This window comes from Bacteroides pyogenes DSM 20611 = JCM 6294 (assembly GCF_000428105.1).
GTDB lineage: Bacteria > Bacteroidota > Bacteroidia > Bacteroidales > Bacteroidaceae > Bacteroides > Bacteroides pyogenes.
The window spans coordinates 17950-34115 of record NZ_ATZH01000036.1 but is presented as its reverse complement, the minus strand read 5'-3'; the positions used below and the strand labels follow the sequence as shown (position 1 = coordinate 34115).

General features: G+C 46.2%; 16 protein-coding genes and 2 tRNA genes. 5 read left to right on the top strand and 13 right to left on the bottom strand.

Annotated features, from left to right (window positions below; genetic code table 11):
* Nucleotides 1–242 precede the first annotated feature (242 nt).
* From pyrE to C234_RS0110115, 5 genes are all read left to right on the top strand, one after another.
* Entirely contained in the window at nucleotides 243–881 is a 639-nt protein-coding gene (gene pyrE / locus C234_RS0110135) for an orotate phosphoribosyltransferase (RefSeq protein WP_027325671.1), read from the top strand.
* 157 nt (nucleotides 882–1038) lie between these two features.
* Complete coding sequence (locus C234_RS0110130; protein WP_027325670.1) at nucleotides 1039–1449, top strand: SRPBCC family protein; 411 nt, start codon at nucleotides 1039–1041, stop codon at nucleotides 1447–1449.
* A gap of 13 nt (nucleotides 1450–1462) precedes the next feature.
* Entirely contained in the window at nucleotides 1463–2803 is a 1341-nt protein-coding gene (gene argH / locus C234_RS0110125) for an argininosuccinate lyase (protein WP_027325669.1), read from the top strand.
* 411 nt (nucleotides 2804–3214) lie between these two features.
* Nucleotides 3215–3287 (top strand) — tRNA-Gly (locus C234_RS0110120).
* 16 nt (nucleotides 3288–3303) lie between these two features.
* Nucleotides 3304–3388 (top strand) — tRNA-Leu (locus C234_RS0110115).
* 152 nt (nucleotides 3389–3540) lie between these two features.
* Here C234_RS0110115 and C234_RS0110110 read toward each other — a convergent pair.
* The 13 genes from C234_RS0110110 to C234_RS0110045 form a co-directional block, all read right to left on the bottom strand.
* Nucleotides 3541–3882 carry a hypothetical protein gene (locus tag C234_RS0110110; RefSeq protein WP_027325668.1) on the bottom strand — a complete coding sequence of 114 codons (342 nt, stop codon included), beginning with the start codon at nucleotides 3880–3882 and terminating at the stop codon, nucleotides 3541–3543.
* A gap of 222 nt (nucleotides 3883–4104) precedes the next feature.
* Nucleotides 4105–4302, bottom strand: coding sequence for a DUF2007-related protein (locus C234_RS0110105; protein WP_027325667.1), 198 nt, complete (start codon nucleotides 4300–4302; stop codon nucleotides 4105–4107).
* Nucleotides 4303–4648: 346 nt separating this feature from the next.
* Complete coding sequence (locus C234_RS0110095; protein ID WP_027325666.1) at nucleotides 4649–6304, bottom strand: AMP-binding protein; 1656 nt, start codon at nucleotides 6302–6304, stop codon at nucleotides 4649–4651.
* 7 nt (nucleotides 6305–6311) lie between these two features.
* On the bottom strand, nucleotides 6312–6866 hold the full coding sequence (locus tag C234_RS0110090; RefSeq protein ID WP_027325665.1) for a helix-turn-helix domain-containing protein: 555 nt from the start codon (nucleotides 6864–6866) through the stop codon (nucleotides 6312–6314).
* A gap of 155 nt (nucleotides 6867–7021) precedes the next feature.
* Nucleotides 7022–7798, bottom strand: a complete 777-nt coding sequence (gene proC, locus C234_RS0110085; RefSeq protein ID WP_027325664.1) for a pyrroline-5-carboxylate reductase — start codon at nucleotides 7796–7798, stop codon at nucleotides 7022–7024.
* A 387-nt stretch (nucleotides 7799–8185) separates the two neighbouring features.
* Nucleotides 8186–8527, bottom strand: a complete 342-nt coding sequence (locus C234_RS0110080) for a DUF4377 domain-containing protein (protein ID WP_027325663.1) — start codon at nucleotides 8525–8527, stop codon at nucleotides 8186–8188.
* Nucleotides 8528–8731: 204 nt separating this feature from the next.
* On the bottom strand, nucleotides 8732–9853 hold the full coding sequence (locus C234_RS0110075) for an aspartate aminotransferase family protein (RefSeq protein WP_027325662.1): 1122 nt from the start codon (nucleotides 9851–9853) through the stop codon (nucleotides 8732–8734).
* A gap of 259 nt (nucleotides 9854–10112) precedes the next feature.
* Complete coding sequence (argC, locus tag C234_RS0110070) at nucleotides 10113–11081, bottom strand: N-acetyl-gamma-glutamyl-phosphate reductase (RefSeq protein WP_027325661.1); 969 nt, start codon at nucleotides 11079–11081, stop codon at nucleotides 10113–10115.
* Nucleotides 11082–11107: 26 nt separating this feature from the next.
* On the bottom strand, nucleotides 11108–12319 hold the full coding sequence (locus C234_RS0110065) for an argininosuccinate synthase (protein WP_027325660.1): 1212 nt from the start codon (nucleotides 12317–12319) through the stop codon (nucleotides 11108–11110).
* Nucleotides 12320–12338: 19 nt separating this feature from the next.
* On the bottom strand, nucleotides 12339–12917 hold the full coding sequence (locus tag C234_RS0110060; protein ID WP_027325659.1) for a GNAT family N-acetyltransferase: 579 nt from the start codon (nucleotides 12915–12917) through the stop codon (nucleotides 12339–12341).
* 25 nt (nucleotides 12918–12942) lie between these two features.
* On the bottom strand, nucleotides 12943–13416 hold the full coding sequence (locus tag C234_RS0110055; RefSeq protein ID WP_027325658.1) for an arginine repressor: 474 nt from the start codon (nucleotides 13414–13416) through the stop codon (nucleotides 12943–12945).
* Between the two features lie 541 nt (nucleotides 13417–13957).
* Nucleotides 13958–14668, bottom strand: coding sequence for a UMP kinase (gene pyrH / locus C234_RS0110050; RefSeq protein ID WP_027325657.1), 711 nt, complete (start codon nucleotides 14666–14668; stop codon nucleotides 13958–13960).
* 111 nt (nucleotides 14669–14779) lie between these two features.
* Nucleotides 14780–16102 carry an MATE family efflux transporter gene (locus C234_RS0110045; protein ID WP_027325656.1) on the bottom strand — a complete coding sequence of 441 codons (1323 nt, stop codon included), beginning with the start codon at nucleotides 16100–16102 and terminating at the stop codon, nucleotides 14780–14782.
* Nucleotides 16103–16166: the final 64 nt, after the last annotated feature.

The window sequence follows — 16166 nt, the reverse complement described above, 5'->3', positions numbered from 1 at the left end:
TTGAATCTGCCGGCTCTTGTTTGCAGGTTTCCTGAAAAGGAGTCTCTTTACTTGTTTGTATATATTTATAAGTCTTTTTTACAACACTTTTTTCGTTTTGAATCCTATGGCGAACGGACATTCAAAAGAAGCTGGTTTTTCAGCATTTGCAAGAAAATGAAAAATAAACAGCTGCTTTCTTTTGAATCTCATTCTATTTCTGTAATTTTGCAGCGAATGATTAATAGCTAGCTCGTTTATTTATGAAAAACTTAGAGAGATTATTTGCAGAAAAGCTTTTGAAAATTAAAGCGATAAAACTTCAACCGGCCAATCCCTTTACTTGGGCTTCCGGATGGAAATCCCCTTTTTACTGCGACAATCGTAAAACTCTATCCTACCCTTCTCTTCGTAATTTTGTGAAGATTGAAATTACCCGGCTGATTTTGGAAAGGTTCGGTCAGGTAGATGCTATCGCCGGTGTTGCCACAGGAGCTATTCCTCAGGGAGCTTTGGTTGCCGATGCTTTGAATTTGCCGTTTGTGTATGTTCGTTCCACGCCTAAAGATCATGGGCTGGAGAATCTGATTGAGGGAGAACTCCGCCCCGGCATGAAAGTAGTGGTTGTGGAAGATTTGATTTCTACCGGTGGGAGCAGTTTGAAAGCGGTAGAAGCTATTCGTCGAGACGGTTGTGACGTTATAGGTATGGTTGCGGCTTTTACTTATGGTTTCCCGGTGGCGGAAAAGGCTTTTAAAGACGCTAAAGTACCTTTAGTTACACTAACTAATTATGAAGCGGTGTTGGAGGTTGCTCTTCGTACGAAATATATTGAGGAGCAAGATATACCAACTTTAAACGAATGGCGTAAAGATCCCGCACATTGGGATGCCGGAAAATAAGGACTTTTGGTTAATTATGTTTTTTTGAAGAGGACTTTTCGGGCATTGTAATCCCGACAGTCCTTTTTTTATTCAAAAAAGACATCGATTAAATACAAGATTTACACAACCTTTCATTGAACAGAAGAATGCATTCGTTCATTACAAATACATATATATGAATAAAATTGAGAGTAGTGTTAAGGTAATACCTTGCAGCCAAGAGCGTGTGTATGCCAAGTTGTCCGATCTGAAGAATCTGGAAGCGGTGAAAGACCGTTTGCCGCAAGATAAAATACAAGGTCTGAGTTTCGATTCCGACACCTTGAGCTTCAGTGTTTCTCCCGTTGGGTCGTTGACCCTCCAAATCGTGGAGCGTGAGCCTTGTAAATGTATCAAGTTCGCGACAACTCAGTCTCCGTTGCCTTTTAACCTGTGGATACAGATTGTCGAGACGGCTCCGGAGGAATGTAAGATAAAACTGACTGTCGGCATGGAAGTCAATCCGTTTATGAAAGCGATGGTACAAAAGCCGTTGAAAGACGGACTTGAGAAAATGGTCGAAATGCTGGCTGTTGTTCAATATTGATCATTTAAGAGAGATGGCGCAGAAACTTTGGGAAAAATCCGTGCAGGTGAACGAGGAAATTGAGCGTTTTACGGTAGGACACGATCGTGAAATGGACCTTTATCTGGCCAAGCACGATATAATAGGCTCGATGGCTCATATTACGATGCTCGAGAGCATCGGCTTGTTGTCGAAAAATGAATTAAGGCAATTGCTGGACGAACTGAAGCTTATCTATGCCTCTGCCGAGAGCGGGGAGTTTCAGATCGAGGATGGAGTAGAAGATGTGCATTCTCAGGTAGAACTGATGCTGACTCGCCGTTTGGGTGATATCGGCAAGAAAATCCATAGCGGGCGCTCGCGCAATGATCAGGTGTTGCTGGATTTGAAACTTTTTACCCGTGCGCAAATCAAAGAAGTGGCTGAAGATGTGGAGCGGTTGTTTCATGTATTGATTCGCCAAAGCGAACGGTATAAAAACATTCTCATGCCCGGTTACACACACCTGCAGATTGCAATGCCTTCTTCTTTCGGGTTATGGTTCGGCGCGTATGCCGAGAGTCTGGTAGACGATATGCAGTTTCTGCAGGCTGCCTTTAAGACCTGCAACCGCAATCCTTTGGGGTCTGCTGCGGGATACGGTTCTTCTTTTCCACTGAACAGAACGATGACCACCGAGCTGCTCGGTTTCGATTCTATGAATTACAATGTGGTTTATGCTCAGATGGGTCGGGGTAAAACCGAACGTAACGTGGCGTTCGCGTTGGCTACCATTGCCGGAACAGTTTCCAAATTGGCATACGACGCCTGTTTGTTTAACAGCCAGAACTTCGGTTTCGTGCGTCTGCCCGATGAATGCACTACAGGGTCGAGTATTATGCCGCATAAAAAGAATCCCGATGTGTTCGAACTGGTTCGTGCCAAATGCAACAAGCTGCAATCTCTTCCGCAACAGATCATGATGATTGCCAACAATCTTCCTTCAGGCTATTTCCGTGATCTGCAGATTATAAAAGAGGTCTTTCTTCCTGCGTTTCAGGAGTTGAAAGATTGCTTGCAGATGACTGCTTTTATTGTGGGTGAGATGAAAGTAAACGAACATATTCTTGACGATGATAAATACCAGCTTATCTTTAGTGTAGAAGAGGTCAACCGTTTGGTTCGCGAGGGAATACCTTTCCGTGATGCTTATAAAAAAGTTGGTTTGGACATCGAGGCCGATCTCTTCAGTCACGACAAACAAGTTCGTCATACGCATGAAGGCAGTATCGGCAATTTGTGTAATCAGGAAATCGAGAGATTGATGAAGCAAGTCATGGACGGCTTCCATTTTCATAAGATGGAGGCTGCGGAAAAGGCTTTGTTGGATCAATAACCACTTTCTGATGAGCATTTTCGACTTCGCCGGACAACCTGCGCCTGGTAATACAGGCAGAGATCGAAAGTTTCAATGAGGTTTGTCCGATACTCCTCCTAAAAACTATGAAGATAATTGCGTCTGCCGATTTATGGTCGCATTTTATCCGGAGTGCAAACTGAACGTTCCCGATTCTTATTGCCTCATAGAGAAGCGAATAAAGAAAATCCCCAATGACTGTCGGACGCACTTTAATCATTGGGAGTCATTTTGTACTATGGAAGCAATGATGAATATCCGAAAAAGAGACTTTGTGTGTTGGATTTGTTTCTAATTTTTCCGGATAGTAAACTTCGTTTTCGGTAAACTTTATCTAAAAAAGTTTGGCAGAAACGAGGAAACGATGTATCTTTGCATCCGTTGAAAAGCGCGGAAATAGCTCAGTTGGTAGAGCATAACCTTGCCAAGGTTAGGGTCGCGAGTTCGAGTCTCGTTTTCCGCTCTCTTTTTTAAAGGATGCTCGAATGGTGGAATCGGTAGACACGAGGGACTTAAAATCCCTTGGCCATTGCGGCTGTGCGGGTTCAAGTCCCGCTTCGAGTACACTACCCTCGCTAAATGATTGATTTAGTGAGGGCTTTTTTATAGGTAGCCAAAGGGTAGCTAACAGCGATTTACTTTTAGAAAAAATAGAGGGTACCCTTTTCGGATACCCTCCCTAGCAAGTAAACAAACAATTCTACCTTTTTTTAAGATCAAACGTTTTGCTCTTCGATGAACTCTCCCTTTTCATTTATAAAAACCGTTTCTTCTATGGTGCTTCTATCTTCTTTCTTTGTTACGATGAGTACGATTTTGTAAATGGCACCTGATTCTTTTTCTGCAACAAATGCTTCTTTAATCCCTGCTCCCGCACGCTTTCTGGCCAAAGCTTCAATTACTGTTTGCGGAAGATCTTTTACATCCATTTTAACGAATTCGTCTTGAGGAACTTGTGAAGTTTGTTCTGTAGAAGGACTATCAACAGGTGCTTGTGCAAACACGGCAGAAGTTCCCATTCCCATAATCATCGCTAATGCTACTAATACCTTTTTCATAATTCTAATTTTTTAAAGTGTGAATAAAATTGGGTTTGTTCTCATGCCAGTTTAAAAGGCAAGAGCCGTGCCAAAACTATCTTTTTTATTAATATGCAGATAATCAGTAGAGTGTGTGATGGAGATAAGAAGCGTTTTTGTAGAGAAGTGTGGATGTATTACACAAATTGAGGAATTACTACCCAGAAATTCCTCAATTTAGAAACTGTGCAGACCACAGATTTATGCGGTCTTTTCATTGATAATGCGTATGGCAGCGCTATAATCTTCGTATGGTACTGTAATCTGAATGCCATTTAAGCCATCTTCTTTTGTAAAGGCTTGAATATAGGCTTGATTTAAAAGACTTTTCACATGGGCTACTTCCCATGGAGTTCCGGAGAATACTCTTACTTGAGAGCTTTGTCTATTTTTTATCATAATGTTTATTGTTTGTAGAGTTTGAAAAACAGGCCGCAAAAATAAGAGGAAAAAACAAGAAAAAATATATCTATTTATTAAAAGATGTTATTGGTTTGCTGTGAGGAAGTTTTATGTAAGAAGAAATATTTAGCGGATAGGGTATGAATGTATGGAAATATATCCTTTGTGCTGCGGTAGGCGATAGAATAGCCTGAAGAGTGTATGTAAAGAAAAGCAGATAAATATTTTTATGTGAAGCTACACGGTTTGTAGGGCGACATTTTATTGAACGCAGAGTTACACGATTCGAATTTGCCTTCTGTGTAATTCCACGTTCAATATGTAGGGAGACGACATACTTTGGTTATCTTTTATCGTTCCGGCGGATCTCTACCCGGCGGATTTTGCCGCTTATCGTTTTGGGGAGTTCTTCTACAAATTCGATAACGCGCGGATATTTGTAAGGAGCTGTCACCCTCTTCACATGGTTTTGGAGTTCTTTTATCAAAGCATCTCCCGCTTGCTCTTTATATTTTTTTGCAAGCACCACTGTTGCCTTCACCACTTGCCCGCGGATTTCATCAGGCACTCCCGTAATGGCGCATTCCACTACCGCCGGATGAGTCATCAATGCGCTTTCTACTTCGAAAGGCCCGATGCGGTAGCCCGAACTTTTAATTACATCATCGGCACGGCCTACAAACCAAAGATAACCGTCTTCGTCTTTCCATGCCACATCCCCTGTGTAGTAGATGCCGTCGTGCCAGGCTTCGCGCGTACGTGCCGCATCCCGGTAATACTCTTTGAAGAGCCCGAGCGGTTTGCCTTTATCGGTGCGGATAACGATTTGTCCTTGCTCTCCGGCTTCCACAGAACGGCCGTCATGGTCTATCAGGTCTACATCGTATTGCGGATTGGGCAATCCCATGCTGCCCGGCTTAGGCTCCATCCACGGCATGGTTGCTACGGTCAGCGTAGTCTCTGTCTGCCCGAACCCTTCCATCAGCTTGATTCCCGTCAGCTTCTTGAAGGTGTCGAATACGGCGGGATTCAGAGCCTCGCCTGCGATGGCGCAATACCGGAGCGAAGAAAGATTATATTTGGTAAGGTCTTCGTGGATAAGAAAGCGGAAGATGGTGGGAGGGGCGCAGAGTGAAGTGACCCGGAAATCCTGTATTTTCTGTAAAATGTCGGCAGGCGTAAATTTCTCATGGTCGTACACGAAGACGTTGGCCCCCGCTATCCATTGTCCGTACAACTTTCCCCATACCGCTTTCCCCCAACCGGTATCGGCAATGGTGAGGTGAAGGCTGTCTTCGTTCAGGTTGTGCCAGAAACTCCCGGTGACGATGTGTCCCAACGGATAAGTGAAATCGTGGGCCACCATCTTCGGTTCGCCCGTTGTTCCCGAAGTGAAATACATAAGCGATATATCATCGTTCGTATTCACGTGTGCGGGGCGTACGAAAGGAGCGGCGTTGCTCACTCCTTGATGGAAGTCTTTGAATCCCTCTGCTTCATCGGGACCTACGCTGAGCAGATGCTTTACGCTCGGACACTCGGGCATGGCATCCTGAATGTGCTGCAAAATGACCTCTTCGCCGGCGGCTACAATCATTTTGATATCGGCGGCGTTGCATCGGTATACAATGTCTTTTTTAGTCAGCAGATGAGTGGCGGGAATCACCGTCGCTCCCAGTTTATGAAGGGCGATGATGCTGAACCAGAATTCGTAACGGCGTTTTAAAATAAGCATCACCATATCGCCCCGCCCGATACCGAGACTTTGGAAGTACGAAGCCGTCCGGTCTGTATAGTGCTTCATGTCGCCAAACGAATACTGAAGAAAATCCCCTTTATCGTTTGTCCAGAGCAAAGCTTTCTTGTCGGGCTGTTCGGCTGCCCACGCATCTACTACATCGTAACCGAAGTTGAAGTTCTCCGGAACGTTTATTTTTAAGTTTTTGATGAAATCTTCTTGTGAAGTAAAAGTGGTTTGCGCTAAAAATCTTTCTATCATAATTGTTTTACATGATTACTGCAAGAAAACGCACCGTTTTGCCGTCGAGCGCTTTCATGCCGTGTGGGAGTTTGGAGTTGAAGAATATGCTGTCTCCTTGGTTCAATATTAAGTCTCTGCCTTCAATGCTGATAAGCATCCGTCCTTCGAGCACGAGGTTGAACTCCTGCCCGTTGTGGCTGTTGTAAAAGATGGGTTCGTTTTCCGGTTTCGGCTCAACGGTGACGATGAACGGATCGGCAATGCGATTCATAAATCCTGCCGCCAGCGATTGGTATTTATAAGCTTTGCTGCGTTCGATACTGGTTCCTTTGCCTGCACGAGTGATAAAGTAAGAACTCATTTTCGGCTCTTCACCGAACATAAGCGCGTCGAGGGCGATATTGTACGTGCGTGCTATTTTTTGCAGCATGCTCACGGAAATGTCATAGTCGCCTGTTTCTGCCCGCTTATATTCTTCGACAGAAATATCGCTGTCACGAGCGATGTCTTCCGGAGTCAGCTCCAGCACATCCCGCAAGCCGCGGAGGCGTTCTGCTATTTGTCTGATTTGATCGTCCATAATACAGTAAAAATAGAGGCAGCGCAACCGACCTGCGGGCGAATGTTTCCAACCATCCGCCGGATCCGCTTCACTACCTTTGTGTTTTGATATTAAGTTATGAATTTGTTTTTATCTCTTGCCGCGGTTTCTTCTTGCCTGCCTGCTCTTTCAGGCTATGAGAGAGCTGCTTTCATGGCTTTGATTACAGCCGAAGAAAATCCGTTGTGCTCCAGTTCGTTTAGTCCTCTGATGGTTATTCCGCCCGGAGTGGTCACTTTGTCTATCTCTATGCTCGGATGACTTTGGTGCTTCAAGATCAAGGCAGCCGCTCCTTTAGCCGATTGGGCAATCATTGCCATCGCGTTTTCAGGAGAAAGCCCCATCTCGATACCGGCTTGCATCGAAGCTTGTATATATTTCAGTACATAGGCTATACCGCATGAGGCCAAGGCGGTGGCGGCACCCATTTTCTCTTCGGGTATTATCATAGCCATTCCCATCTCTCTGAACAGGCTAAGGATAAACTCGTCCTGCTCGCTGTTTGTATTGCGTGCGGAGACAAGCGTCATGCTTTCCAGTTCGCAGATGGCTGTGTTCGGAATCACACGGTACATCGGCATTTCCGGCAGTATGCCAAAGTGTGCCAGCTCTTCGAAGCTGATGCCCGCCGCCACGGAAACAAGAATCTGCCTGCTTTTTAATTTCAATTCGCGGACAACTGCTTTCATAATGCCGGGTTTCACGGCTACAATCACAATGTCCGCTCCTGCTGCCGCTTCCGCGTTGTTGTGGGTGGTTTTAATAGCGGGGAATTCTTTTTTCAGCTGTTCCAGTTTGTTTGCGCTGGGGTTAGATACGATGATATCTGATTCTGTGATCAAACTCCCGTTTGCCAAGCCACGGGCAATAGAGCCGCCCATGTTTCCTGCACCGATAATGGCTGTTTTCATATGCGCTTATTTTTGGTGAATTGATAAAGGCAAAGGTAACGGTAAATTGCGAAAAAACAAAGAATCGCCCGGATAAGATATGGGCGTTTTTAGAAATGCGATTCATCATGCCCGCCATACATACTTGCCGTGTTGTTCATATATACTCAGCGTGGTGGCTATATATAGCTACCGTGGTGGGCATATATACTCACCGTGGTAGCCATATATGTACACCACGGTGCCCATATATGTACACCGCAGCAATCAATCTATATTCGATAAGGTATAGTTTTCAGGTACTCACCATATTCACACACATCGAAAGCGGCTTTTGTCAAAGTGACGCTTCAGGACAAAGCGTCCATTCCTTTTCAATGTTGCCAAAGGCGATATCTGTTGTTGGGTTTAGGGCTCAGGTACATCGCTTGTCTTTACTTTGCACGATATCACTCTGCGCAATGTATACTTTTCGTCGGACAGATCGGCAACGTAGATATCCCTGTCGGTGATTCCCACTTCAATGACGTATTCTTTTCCCTGTTGGTAGATTTTCGAGAAGCCCTCAATCGGATCTGTGAACCGTTCCCATTCTTTTGCGCCGAACCTGCGAACCCAATATCCCGATGTCTGTACTCCCCCGGGTTTGTACCATTCTTCGGAAGCGATAGTCCAAACTTCTGTCCGGTAGTCGTCCTGACATCCGAATATCAACCCTAATAAAAGGATAATGACTGCTTTCTTCATCATAGTGCTTTCATGCTTTTAAGGTTAGTAATTTAGAAAGATCTTTTGGTCACAATGCTGATTTTGAGGCGAAACAGCTCTTGCGTCAGCATACGGAACAAAGGTATGAAAAAAACGGTTCGTTGGAGCGAGTTCTATGATTTTTTATACTCTTCCCGATGTTTGAAGCATTTACGAAAGTAGGAAAGCTCTTTGCCGGACATGCCCTTAAAGCAATTCGGCAAAGCGGGTGAGGAAATCGTCGGCTTCTTCCATGCTGAGGCAGAGCGGGGGCAAGAGTCTGAGCACATTAGCGCCGCTTGCTCCGGTGAATACGTGCTTCTCGTAGATAAGCCTGCTGCGCAGTTGTTTTACAGGTTCTTCAAATTCGATTCCGATCATTAATCCTCGTCCGCGCACTTCTTTGATTTTCGGGAGCTTGCGAAGCTCCTGCAACAGATATTCGCCTGTTTGCGCGGCGTTCTCCATCAGGTTTTCTTGCTCCATTACATCTATCACGGCAAGGCCGGCGGCACATGCCAAATGATTGCCTCCGAAAGTTGTCCCCAACTGTCCGTATACGGGAGTGAACATCGGGCTTATCAGGACACCTGCCATCGGGAATCCGTTTCCGACGCCCTTGGCTACTGTGATGATGTCGGGCCTGATGCCGCAAAACTGATGGGCAAAGAATCTTCCGGTGCGGCCGTATCCGCTTTGAATCTCATCCAGAATCAGGATTGTTCCGGTCGAAGTACAGTGTTCGCGAAGTGCCTGTATGAATTCTGCGGAGGGAATCTGTATGCCGCCCACACCTTGTATGCCTTCGATAATCACCGCACAAACATCGCCTTTGTCCAGTTCGCGCTCCATACACTCGATGTCGTTCAGCGGGAGATAAGTGACATGTCCGTTACGGTTGACCGGAGCGATGATGGCGGGATTGTTTGTAGCCTCTACCGCCAGTGAAGTGCGCCCGTGGAAAGCCTTTTCGAATGAAACGATCCGCGTGCGTTTGTTGTGAAACGAGGCCAGTTTGAATGCGTTCTCGTTGGCTTCGGCTCCGCTGTTGACAAGAAACAACGAATACTCTTCGTAGCCCGATAGCTTGCCCAACCGTTCGGCGAGCTGTTGTTGCAGCGGGTTGATCACCGAGTTGGAATAAAAACCGAGCTGCGATACCTGTTTGCTGATCATTTCCACATAGTGAGGGTGGCAGTGGCCGATGGAGATTACGGCATGTCCTCCGTAAAGGTCGAGATACTCCGTGCCTTTGTCGTCCCAGACTTTGCTTCCTTTTCCTTTTACTATGTTGATGTCATGCAAAGGATATACGTCGAATAAATTCATTTTTTACTGATTAACGTTTATACTTCAATGTTGTGTGCCGCACTGCCACAGCTGCATCGCGTGCGAAGTTCTCCCGTTTCTGACACATTGTCCGCATTGCTTTTGTACGTATCTCCGCAGCTCGTTACGTGCAGAGCCGGTTGCTTCCGCCCAAAGATGTTCGTGCTTCTGGAAAGAAAATCCGAAAGGAGACAGTCGATTGGCGCACGCCCATGGCGTGCATACCGGCCTCCTTCTCGAGGTTTTTCTTTTGATGATGTCAGAAAGCGCTCGGCTTCAGCCGCAGCCCGACGGTTTCTTCGAGATTGAACATCAGGTTCATGTTGTGAACAGCCTGACCGCTAGCTCCTTTCAGCAGATTGTCGATGCAAGAGATAACGAGCAGTTTGTCGCCATGCTTTTCCAAGTGAATCAGGCATTTGTTCGTATTTACCACCTGCTTCAGGTCGATATTTTCTTTCACGATGTGTACGAAAGAGTCTCTTTCGTAATATTCTTCGTACATGCGCTCGATTTCTTCGATGCCGACTTTCGTTTTCACTACGATTGTGGCGAAGATCCCACGCGGGAAGTCTCCCCGATAAGGGATGAAGTCGATTTCTGCGTTGAAACTGTTTTGCAGTTGTCTTAGCGATTGCTTGATTTCGGGAATATGTTGATGATCGAAAGCTTTGTATACGCTGATATTATTGTTCCTCCAGCTGAAATGTGTGGTGGATCCGGGTTTCACGCCTGCTCCCGTGCTTCCGGTAATTGCGTTGACCGTCACGTCGTCTTTCAGCATCAGGTTCTTCGCCAGCGGGAGAAGCCCCAACGAAATGCAGGTGGCGAAGCATCCGGGATTTGCCACGTGCTTTGCCGTGCAGGTGGCGCGCCGGTTCAGCTCCGGCAATCCATAAATGAAATCGTGATCGTCGCTTTGTATGCGGTAATCCATTGAGAGGTCGATAATTTTCAGGTTCTCCGGCAGGTTGTGGCTTTCCAGAAATTTTTTTGTGTCGCCATGAGCCGTACAGAAGAAAAGCACATCAATCATGTTCAGGGGCAGTTCGTCTGTAAATACGAGGCTGGTTTCCCCGTACAATCCTTCGTGTACATCCGTTATTCTTTTGCCCGCATGGCTGTTGCTGTGTATAAATACGATTTTGGTTTCCGGGTGGTTGAGCAACAGACGGACCAGTTCGCCCGCAGTGTAGCCCGCTCCACCAATAATTCCTGCTTTTATCATGTTATTAGTTTTTAAGTTTACTTCATTTATAATTCTACGTCCTTGTGGTTGTTGTAATAGACGCGAAGCGGGGTGGAAGTCACTTTGATAAAGCCTTTGGCATCTTCCGCCGTCCATCCCTTCTGCATCTCTCCGTATTCTCCGAACTTGGTTTTTACCAAATCGTCTTCCGACTCCACACCTACGGTAGAGAAGGAGAGAGGACGCAGTTCGAGAATCGCCGTGCCGTTCACATTGCGTTGGCTCTCTTTCAACATCGCTTCAATGTCGCGCATCACCGGTTCGAGATACTGGCTTTCGTGCAAGAACATGCCGTACCAATTGGCCACCTGATCTTTCCAATACTGCTGCCACTTGCTCAGTGTATACTTTTCGAGGAAACGGTGAGCGCCGATGATAAGCATCGGAGCGGCGGCTTCGAATCCTACGCGCCCTTTAATGCCGATGATTGTATCGCCCACGTGCATGTCTCGCCCGATGCCGTAAGCCGAGCCTATCTCTTCCACTTTCAGAATCGCTTGAATGGGATCATCGAATCTTTCGTCGTTCACGGCTTTCAGTTCACCTTTTTCGAAGGTGAGGCGCAGCTGTTCGCTACCCTCTTTCTTCACGTGCTTCAGATAGGCGCTTTCCGGCAGTCCCTGCGCCGAGTCGAGAATTTCTCCTCCGCAGATGGATGTTCCCCATAAGCCGACGTTGTAGGAATATTTCAGTTTGGTAAAGTCGGCATGGAAGCCATGCTTGTTCAGATAGTCTATTTCTTCCTGACGGCTCAAGGCCATGTCGCGCGTCAATGTGATGATTTCTACGTTCGGAGCCAGTACGAGAAAGGTCATATCGAAACGAATCTGGTCGTTTCCCGCTCCCGTAGATCCGTGGGCAATGGCGTCCGCCCCGATCTCGTTGGCGTATCGTGCGATAGCCAGTGCCTGAAAAATACGTTCCGAACTTACGGAGACCGGATAAGTGCCGTTGCGCAACACATTTCCGTAAACCATGTATTTCAAACTCTTTTCGTAATACTCCTGCGTTACGTCCAGAGTGACGTATTTCACCGCGCCCAACTTGTAGGCATTCTCTTCGTTGGTTTTCAGCTGTTCTTCACTGAATCCTCCGGTGTTCGCGCAGGCGGCGTACACTTCGCAGTCCTTTTCCCGGGTGAGGTACATGACGGTGAACGATGTGTCTAACCCGCCGCTGTATGCAACCACTACTTTTTTCTTCTTTTTTTCTTCCATAGTGCCGTATTTCTTTTCCTTAAAAAAATTGTCTCTCTTGTTCTCTTTTAATGTTTTTCGGATCCATCGGATCGTACAACATAGCCGTGCATATGCAGAATTTGCGCTCCTTGGCCATCAATATGGAATGATTGGTGCATCCTTCACATCCTTTCCAGAAAGCGTCGTCGTCGGTCAACTCGTTGAAAGTGACAGGTACATAGCCTAACTCCGTATTCATCTTCATCACCGCTCCGCCCGAAGTCAGACTGAATAGCTTCGCTTTCGGCCACCGCAACCGTGCCAGCTGGAACGAAGCCTGCTTGATACGTTTGGCGAGTCCCAGTCCGCGGAAGTCCGGATGAACGATCAGCCCCGAAGTGGCTACATACTGCTTGTTCCCCCACGATTCGATGTAGGTGAACCCTGCAAATGTTTCTTCGTAGAGCGCAATGATGGCTTTTCCTTCTCTGATTTTGGTTGTCAGGTATTCGTGGGTTCGTTCGGCAATACCGGTGCCGCGTACAGCGGCAGCCTGCCGAATGGTTTCTAAAATAGTGTCAACGTAAACCTCGTGTGAGGCGTCGGCTACCATAACATCTATTTCTTTAGCATCCATTTTTTGATAAATAAAAGAGGTATAGTTACTTGATATTCGGAATAACCAAAGACAAGCTGCGACGCAATGCGGCATGTGTGATTCCCTCATGTAGAACGAGCATGATGGTGTCATCGCCGGCTATCGTTCCCAATATTTCTTCAAAGTTTTGCGAATCGATATCGTAAGCCATGCTGCTGGCATAGCCCGGGCGGGTGCGGATGACCGCAATGTTTCCCGAAAATTGCAGCGAAATGAATCCGTTGCTTCGCAGCATTTCTCCCGGAGATTGTTCTGTAGATCGCTTGTACATGATGTCGTTGGGCAGTACATATACGTATTTCCCGCTCATGCTTGCCGCTTTGGCAACTTTCAGTTGTTTCAGGTCCCGTGAGAGAGTGGCTTGTGTCAGCTCAAAGCCTTCGCGATTCAACTCTTGCAACAGCTCCTCCTGAGAGCCGATCTCTTGGCTGGAGATAATCATCTTGATGGCATCTAATCGGTCTGCTTTCTTTTTCATTGTATAATTATTCTGATTGTTGGCGCAAAAATATGCAATATCTTCGAATAAAATGCATAAAATCATTCTTTTTTTGAATAAAGCAATTAAAATGAATCATTTTTCCGATAAATATTCAAAAGAAATTGAACGCTATGCTATAATATATACAAAAAAGTCACACAAAGGGTTTTCTCTGCCTGGTTAAAACTTTTGAGGACTTCATTCTCAAACCTATTTTCCTAAAATTAAATCTCTATTTTTCTAAACGAGATATTGCCGGGTAAGTGTGAATGAAAGCTACGGAGGAACATTGATTCCGAACTTCTTCTTGACAATTTGAAATGTGCTTTACAAGTATCTCAGGTTTTCTGTTTATACAAGAAAGCCCGCCGATTGGTGTAGATTGAGTTTAATGCCATTTATACCTGTCGGTCGGGTTTCGATGATGTCGCCTGTGGGCGGGTCTGAATGGGTGTGTCGCCAAATATCTGCATACGGATGCATCACCCGGATTCTCTTTTATCGTTTTCGGTTAAGGGTGTTGCGTATCGGATAACGATCAGTTGTGTACCAATGTGCCTATTCCTTCGCCGGCGATTACTTTTTTCAGGTTTCCCGCCGTATCCATATCGAACACAATGATAGGCAGGTTGTTTTCTTTACACATACAAGTGGCTGTCAGATCCATCGCTTTCAGTCCACGGCTTAATACTTCATCGTAAGTGATGTCGGCAAATTTAGTGGCAGTAGGATCTTTCTCCGGATCGGCAGTATAAATTCCGTCTACCCGGGTGCCTTTCAGCATTACATCGGCTTCGATCTCAATACCTCTAAGTGAGGATCCGGTGTCTGTGGTGAAGAAGGGATTACCCGTTCCGGCGGACATGATGACTACTTCGCCGTTTTCCATATATTCGATGGCTTTCCATTTACTGTAAAACTCACCGATAGGCTCCATGCGTATGGCGGTCAGCACGCGTGTTTTTACTCCGACGGCCACCAATGCGGAACTCAGAGCCAGACTGTTGATAACGGTTGCCAGCATGCCCATCTGGTCGCCTTTTACACGGTCGAATCCTCGTCCTGCTCCGCTCAGTCCGCGAAAAATATTTCCTCCGCCGATTACGATACCTATTTGTATGCCTTGTTCGTGAATCTCTTTAATCTGGGTGGCATATTCAGCCAGTCTCTTTTCGTCAATGCCGTATTGCTTTTCTCCCATCAGGCTTTCTCCGCTGAGTTTCAGCAGAATTCTTCTATACTTTGCCATATTTTCTGATTTTTTGTTTAAGGCAAAGATACAACAGAAAAATGGAAATGGAGGCAAACTGTTTGAAGAATGTTGCGGAATGTCGGTTCGGAGATTGCTTGCCACGGATAGTTATACGTCGGTTGTGCTTAATATCCGCTTTCCGAGTACGGTTTGTGCAATGCCCCGTGCCGAGAGGTAGATAATAAAGGCAAGCCATAGGGCATGGTTTCCCAGAAAGGAGTTGAAAGTGTAATATACGGCGAAGAAACCGCCGGTGGCAATGAACATCGAATAAAGCATGCCGCGCGTAGCGGTAGCACCGATGAAGATTCCGTCCCATAAGAAAGCTGCGAATCCCGCTATGGGAATGATTATGGCCCAATAGGAGTACTCTTCGGCCGCATCGGTCACCGACCGTTCGTTGGTGAGTAATTCTAAAAAGGGTTTTCCTCCGATGGTATACAGCAGGGTGAAGCTCAAAGAGAGTCCGATGCCCCAGCGGAAAAGTTGCCGGACAGTATTCCGAAGTGCAGTCCGGTTACGTGCACCGATATGCCGCCCCGCCAACGCTTCGCCCGCATAGGCAAATCCGTCCATGACGTAAGAGAAGAGAGTGAAGAGCTGCATAAGCAATGTGTTGACTGCTAATATGATTTCTCCTTGCGCAGCCCCCGCCGATGTGAAAAACAGGGTGACGATGACCAGGCAGAGCGTCCGGAGAAAAATATCCCGATTTACCTGAAAGAAACGGTACATGGCCTGCTTACGTATCACTTCCTTCCAATATGTTTGTTTGCGATGGATGCGGTAGTAACGCAGACAGAGCCAAATAGCCATAAAGAATCCCGCATATTGGGCAATAAGTGTTCCGGCAGCTACCCCCTCTACTTTCATGTGCAGCAGATAAACGAAACAAAGACTGGCGAAGATGTTGATGATGTTTTGAATGATGGCGATGTACATGGGAAACCTCGAATTCTGCATGCCGATAAACCAACCCGCAAAGCCGTAAAGCCCCAGTGTGGCGGGAGCTCCCCAAATGCAAATATGGAAATAGACTGTAGCCAGATTCTTCACTTCCTCAGTAGTTTGTATCAGTATGAACGCTATTTTCAATATCGGATATTGAAAGACAATCAGGAGGAGAGAAATACACATTCCCATACCGACGGCACGTATCAGCAGCCGGGTGGTTTCGTTCAAATCATGCCGTCCGTATGCCTGTGAAGTCATTCCGCTTGTGCCCATGCGCAGAAATCCGAAAATCCAGTAAATGATATTAAATAGCATGCCTCCTACGGCAATGGCCCCGATGTAAGCCGGAGCGCCCAAATGTCCTACGATGGCCACATCGATAAGTCCTAAAAGAGGCACGGTAATATTGGAAACGATTGAAGGAAGTGCGATCTGTAGAATCTGCCTGTTTATGGTAGTTTGTCTTTTTTCTCTCATCTTGTTGCAACGTTTTTCGGGTGGAGATTGTTCTTTTCTCAGGCAAAGGTATGTTTTTTTATTA

Coding starts and splice junctions, on each gene's coding strand:
- pyrE (WP_027325671.1), top strand. CDS start 243: ATGAAAAACTTAGAGAGATTATTTGCAGAAAAGCTTTTGAAAATTAAA.
- C234_RS0110130 (WP_027325670.1), top strand. CDS start 1,039: ATGAATAAAATTGAGAGTAGTGTTAAGGTAATACCTTGCAGCCAAGAG.
- argH (WP_027325669.1), top strand. CDS start 1,463: ATGGCGCAGAAACTTTGGGAAAAATCCGTGCAGGTGAACGAGGAAATT.
- C234_RS0110110 (WP_027325668.1), bottom strand. CDS start 3,882: ATGAAAAAGGTATTAGTAGCATTAGCGATGATTATGGGAATGGGAACT.
- C234_RS0110105 (WP_027325667.1), bottom strand. CDS start 4,302: ATGATAAAAAATAGACAAAGCTCTCAAGTAAGAGTATTCTCCGGAACT.
- C234_RS0110095 (WP_027325666.1), bottom strand. CDS start 6,304: ATGATAGAAAGATTTTTAGCGCAAACCACTTTTACTTCACAAGAAGAT.
- C234_RS0110090 (WP_027325665.1), bottom strand. CDS start 6,866: ATGGACGATCAAATCAGACAAATAGCAGAACGCCTCCGCGGCTTGCGG.
- proC (WP_027325664.1), bottom strand. CDS start 7,798: ATGAAAACAGCCATTATCGGTGCAGGAAACATGGGCGGCTCTATTGCC.
- C234_RS0110080 (WP_027325663.1), bottom strand. CDS start 8,527: ATGATGAAGAAAGCAGTCATTATCCTTTTATTAGGGTTGATATTCGGA.
- C234_RS0110075 (WP_027325662.1), bottom strand. CDS start 9,853: ATGAATTTATTCGACGTATATCCTTTGCATGACATCAACATAGTAAAA.
- argC (WP_027325661.1), bottom strand. CDS start 11,081: ATGATAAAAGCAGGAATTATTGGTGGAGCGGGCTACACTGCGGGCGAA.
- C234_RS0110065 (WP_027325660.1), bottom strand. CDS start 12,319: ATGGAAGAAAAAAAGAAGAAAAAAGTAGTGGTTGCATACAGCGGCGGG.
- C234_RS0110060 (WP_027325659.1), bottom strand. CDS start 12,917: ATGGATGCTAAAGAAATAGATGTTATGGTAGCCGACGCCTCACACGAG.
- C234_RS0110055 (WP_027325658.1), bottom strand. CDS start 13,416: ATGAAAAAGAAAGCAGACCGATTAGATGCCATCAAGATGATTATCTCC.
- pyrH (WP_027325657.1), bottom strand. CDS start 14,668: ATGGCAAAGTATAGAAGAATTCTGCTGAAACTCAGCGGAGAAAGCCTG.
- C234_RS0110045 (WP_027325656.1), bottom strand. CDS start 16,102: ATGAGAGAAAAAAGACAAACTACCATAAACAGGCAGATTCTACAGATC.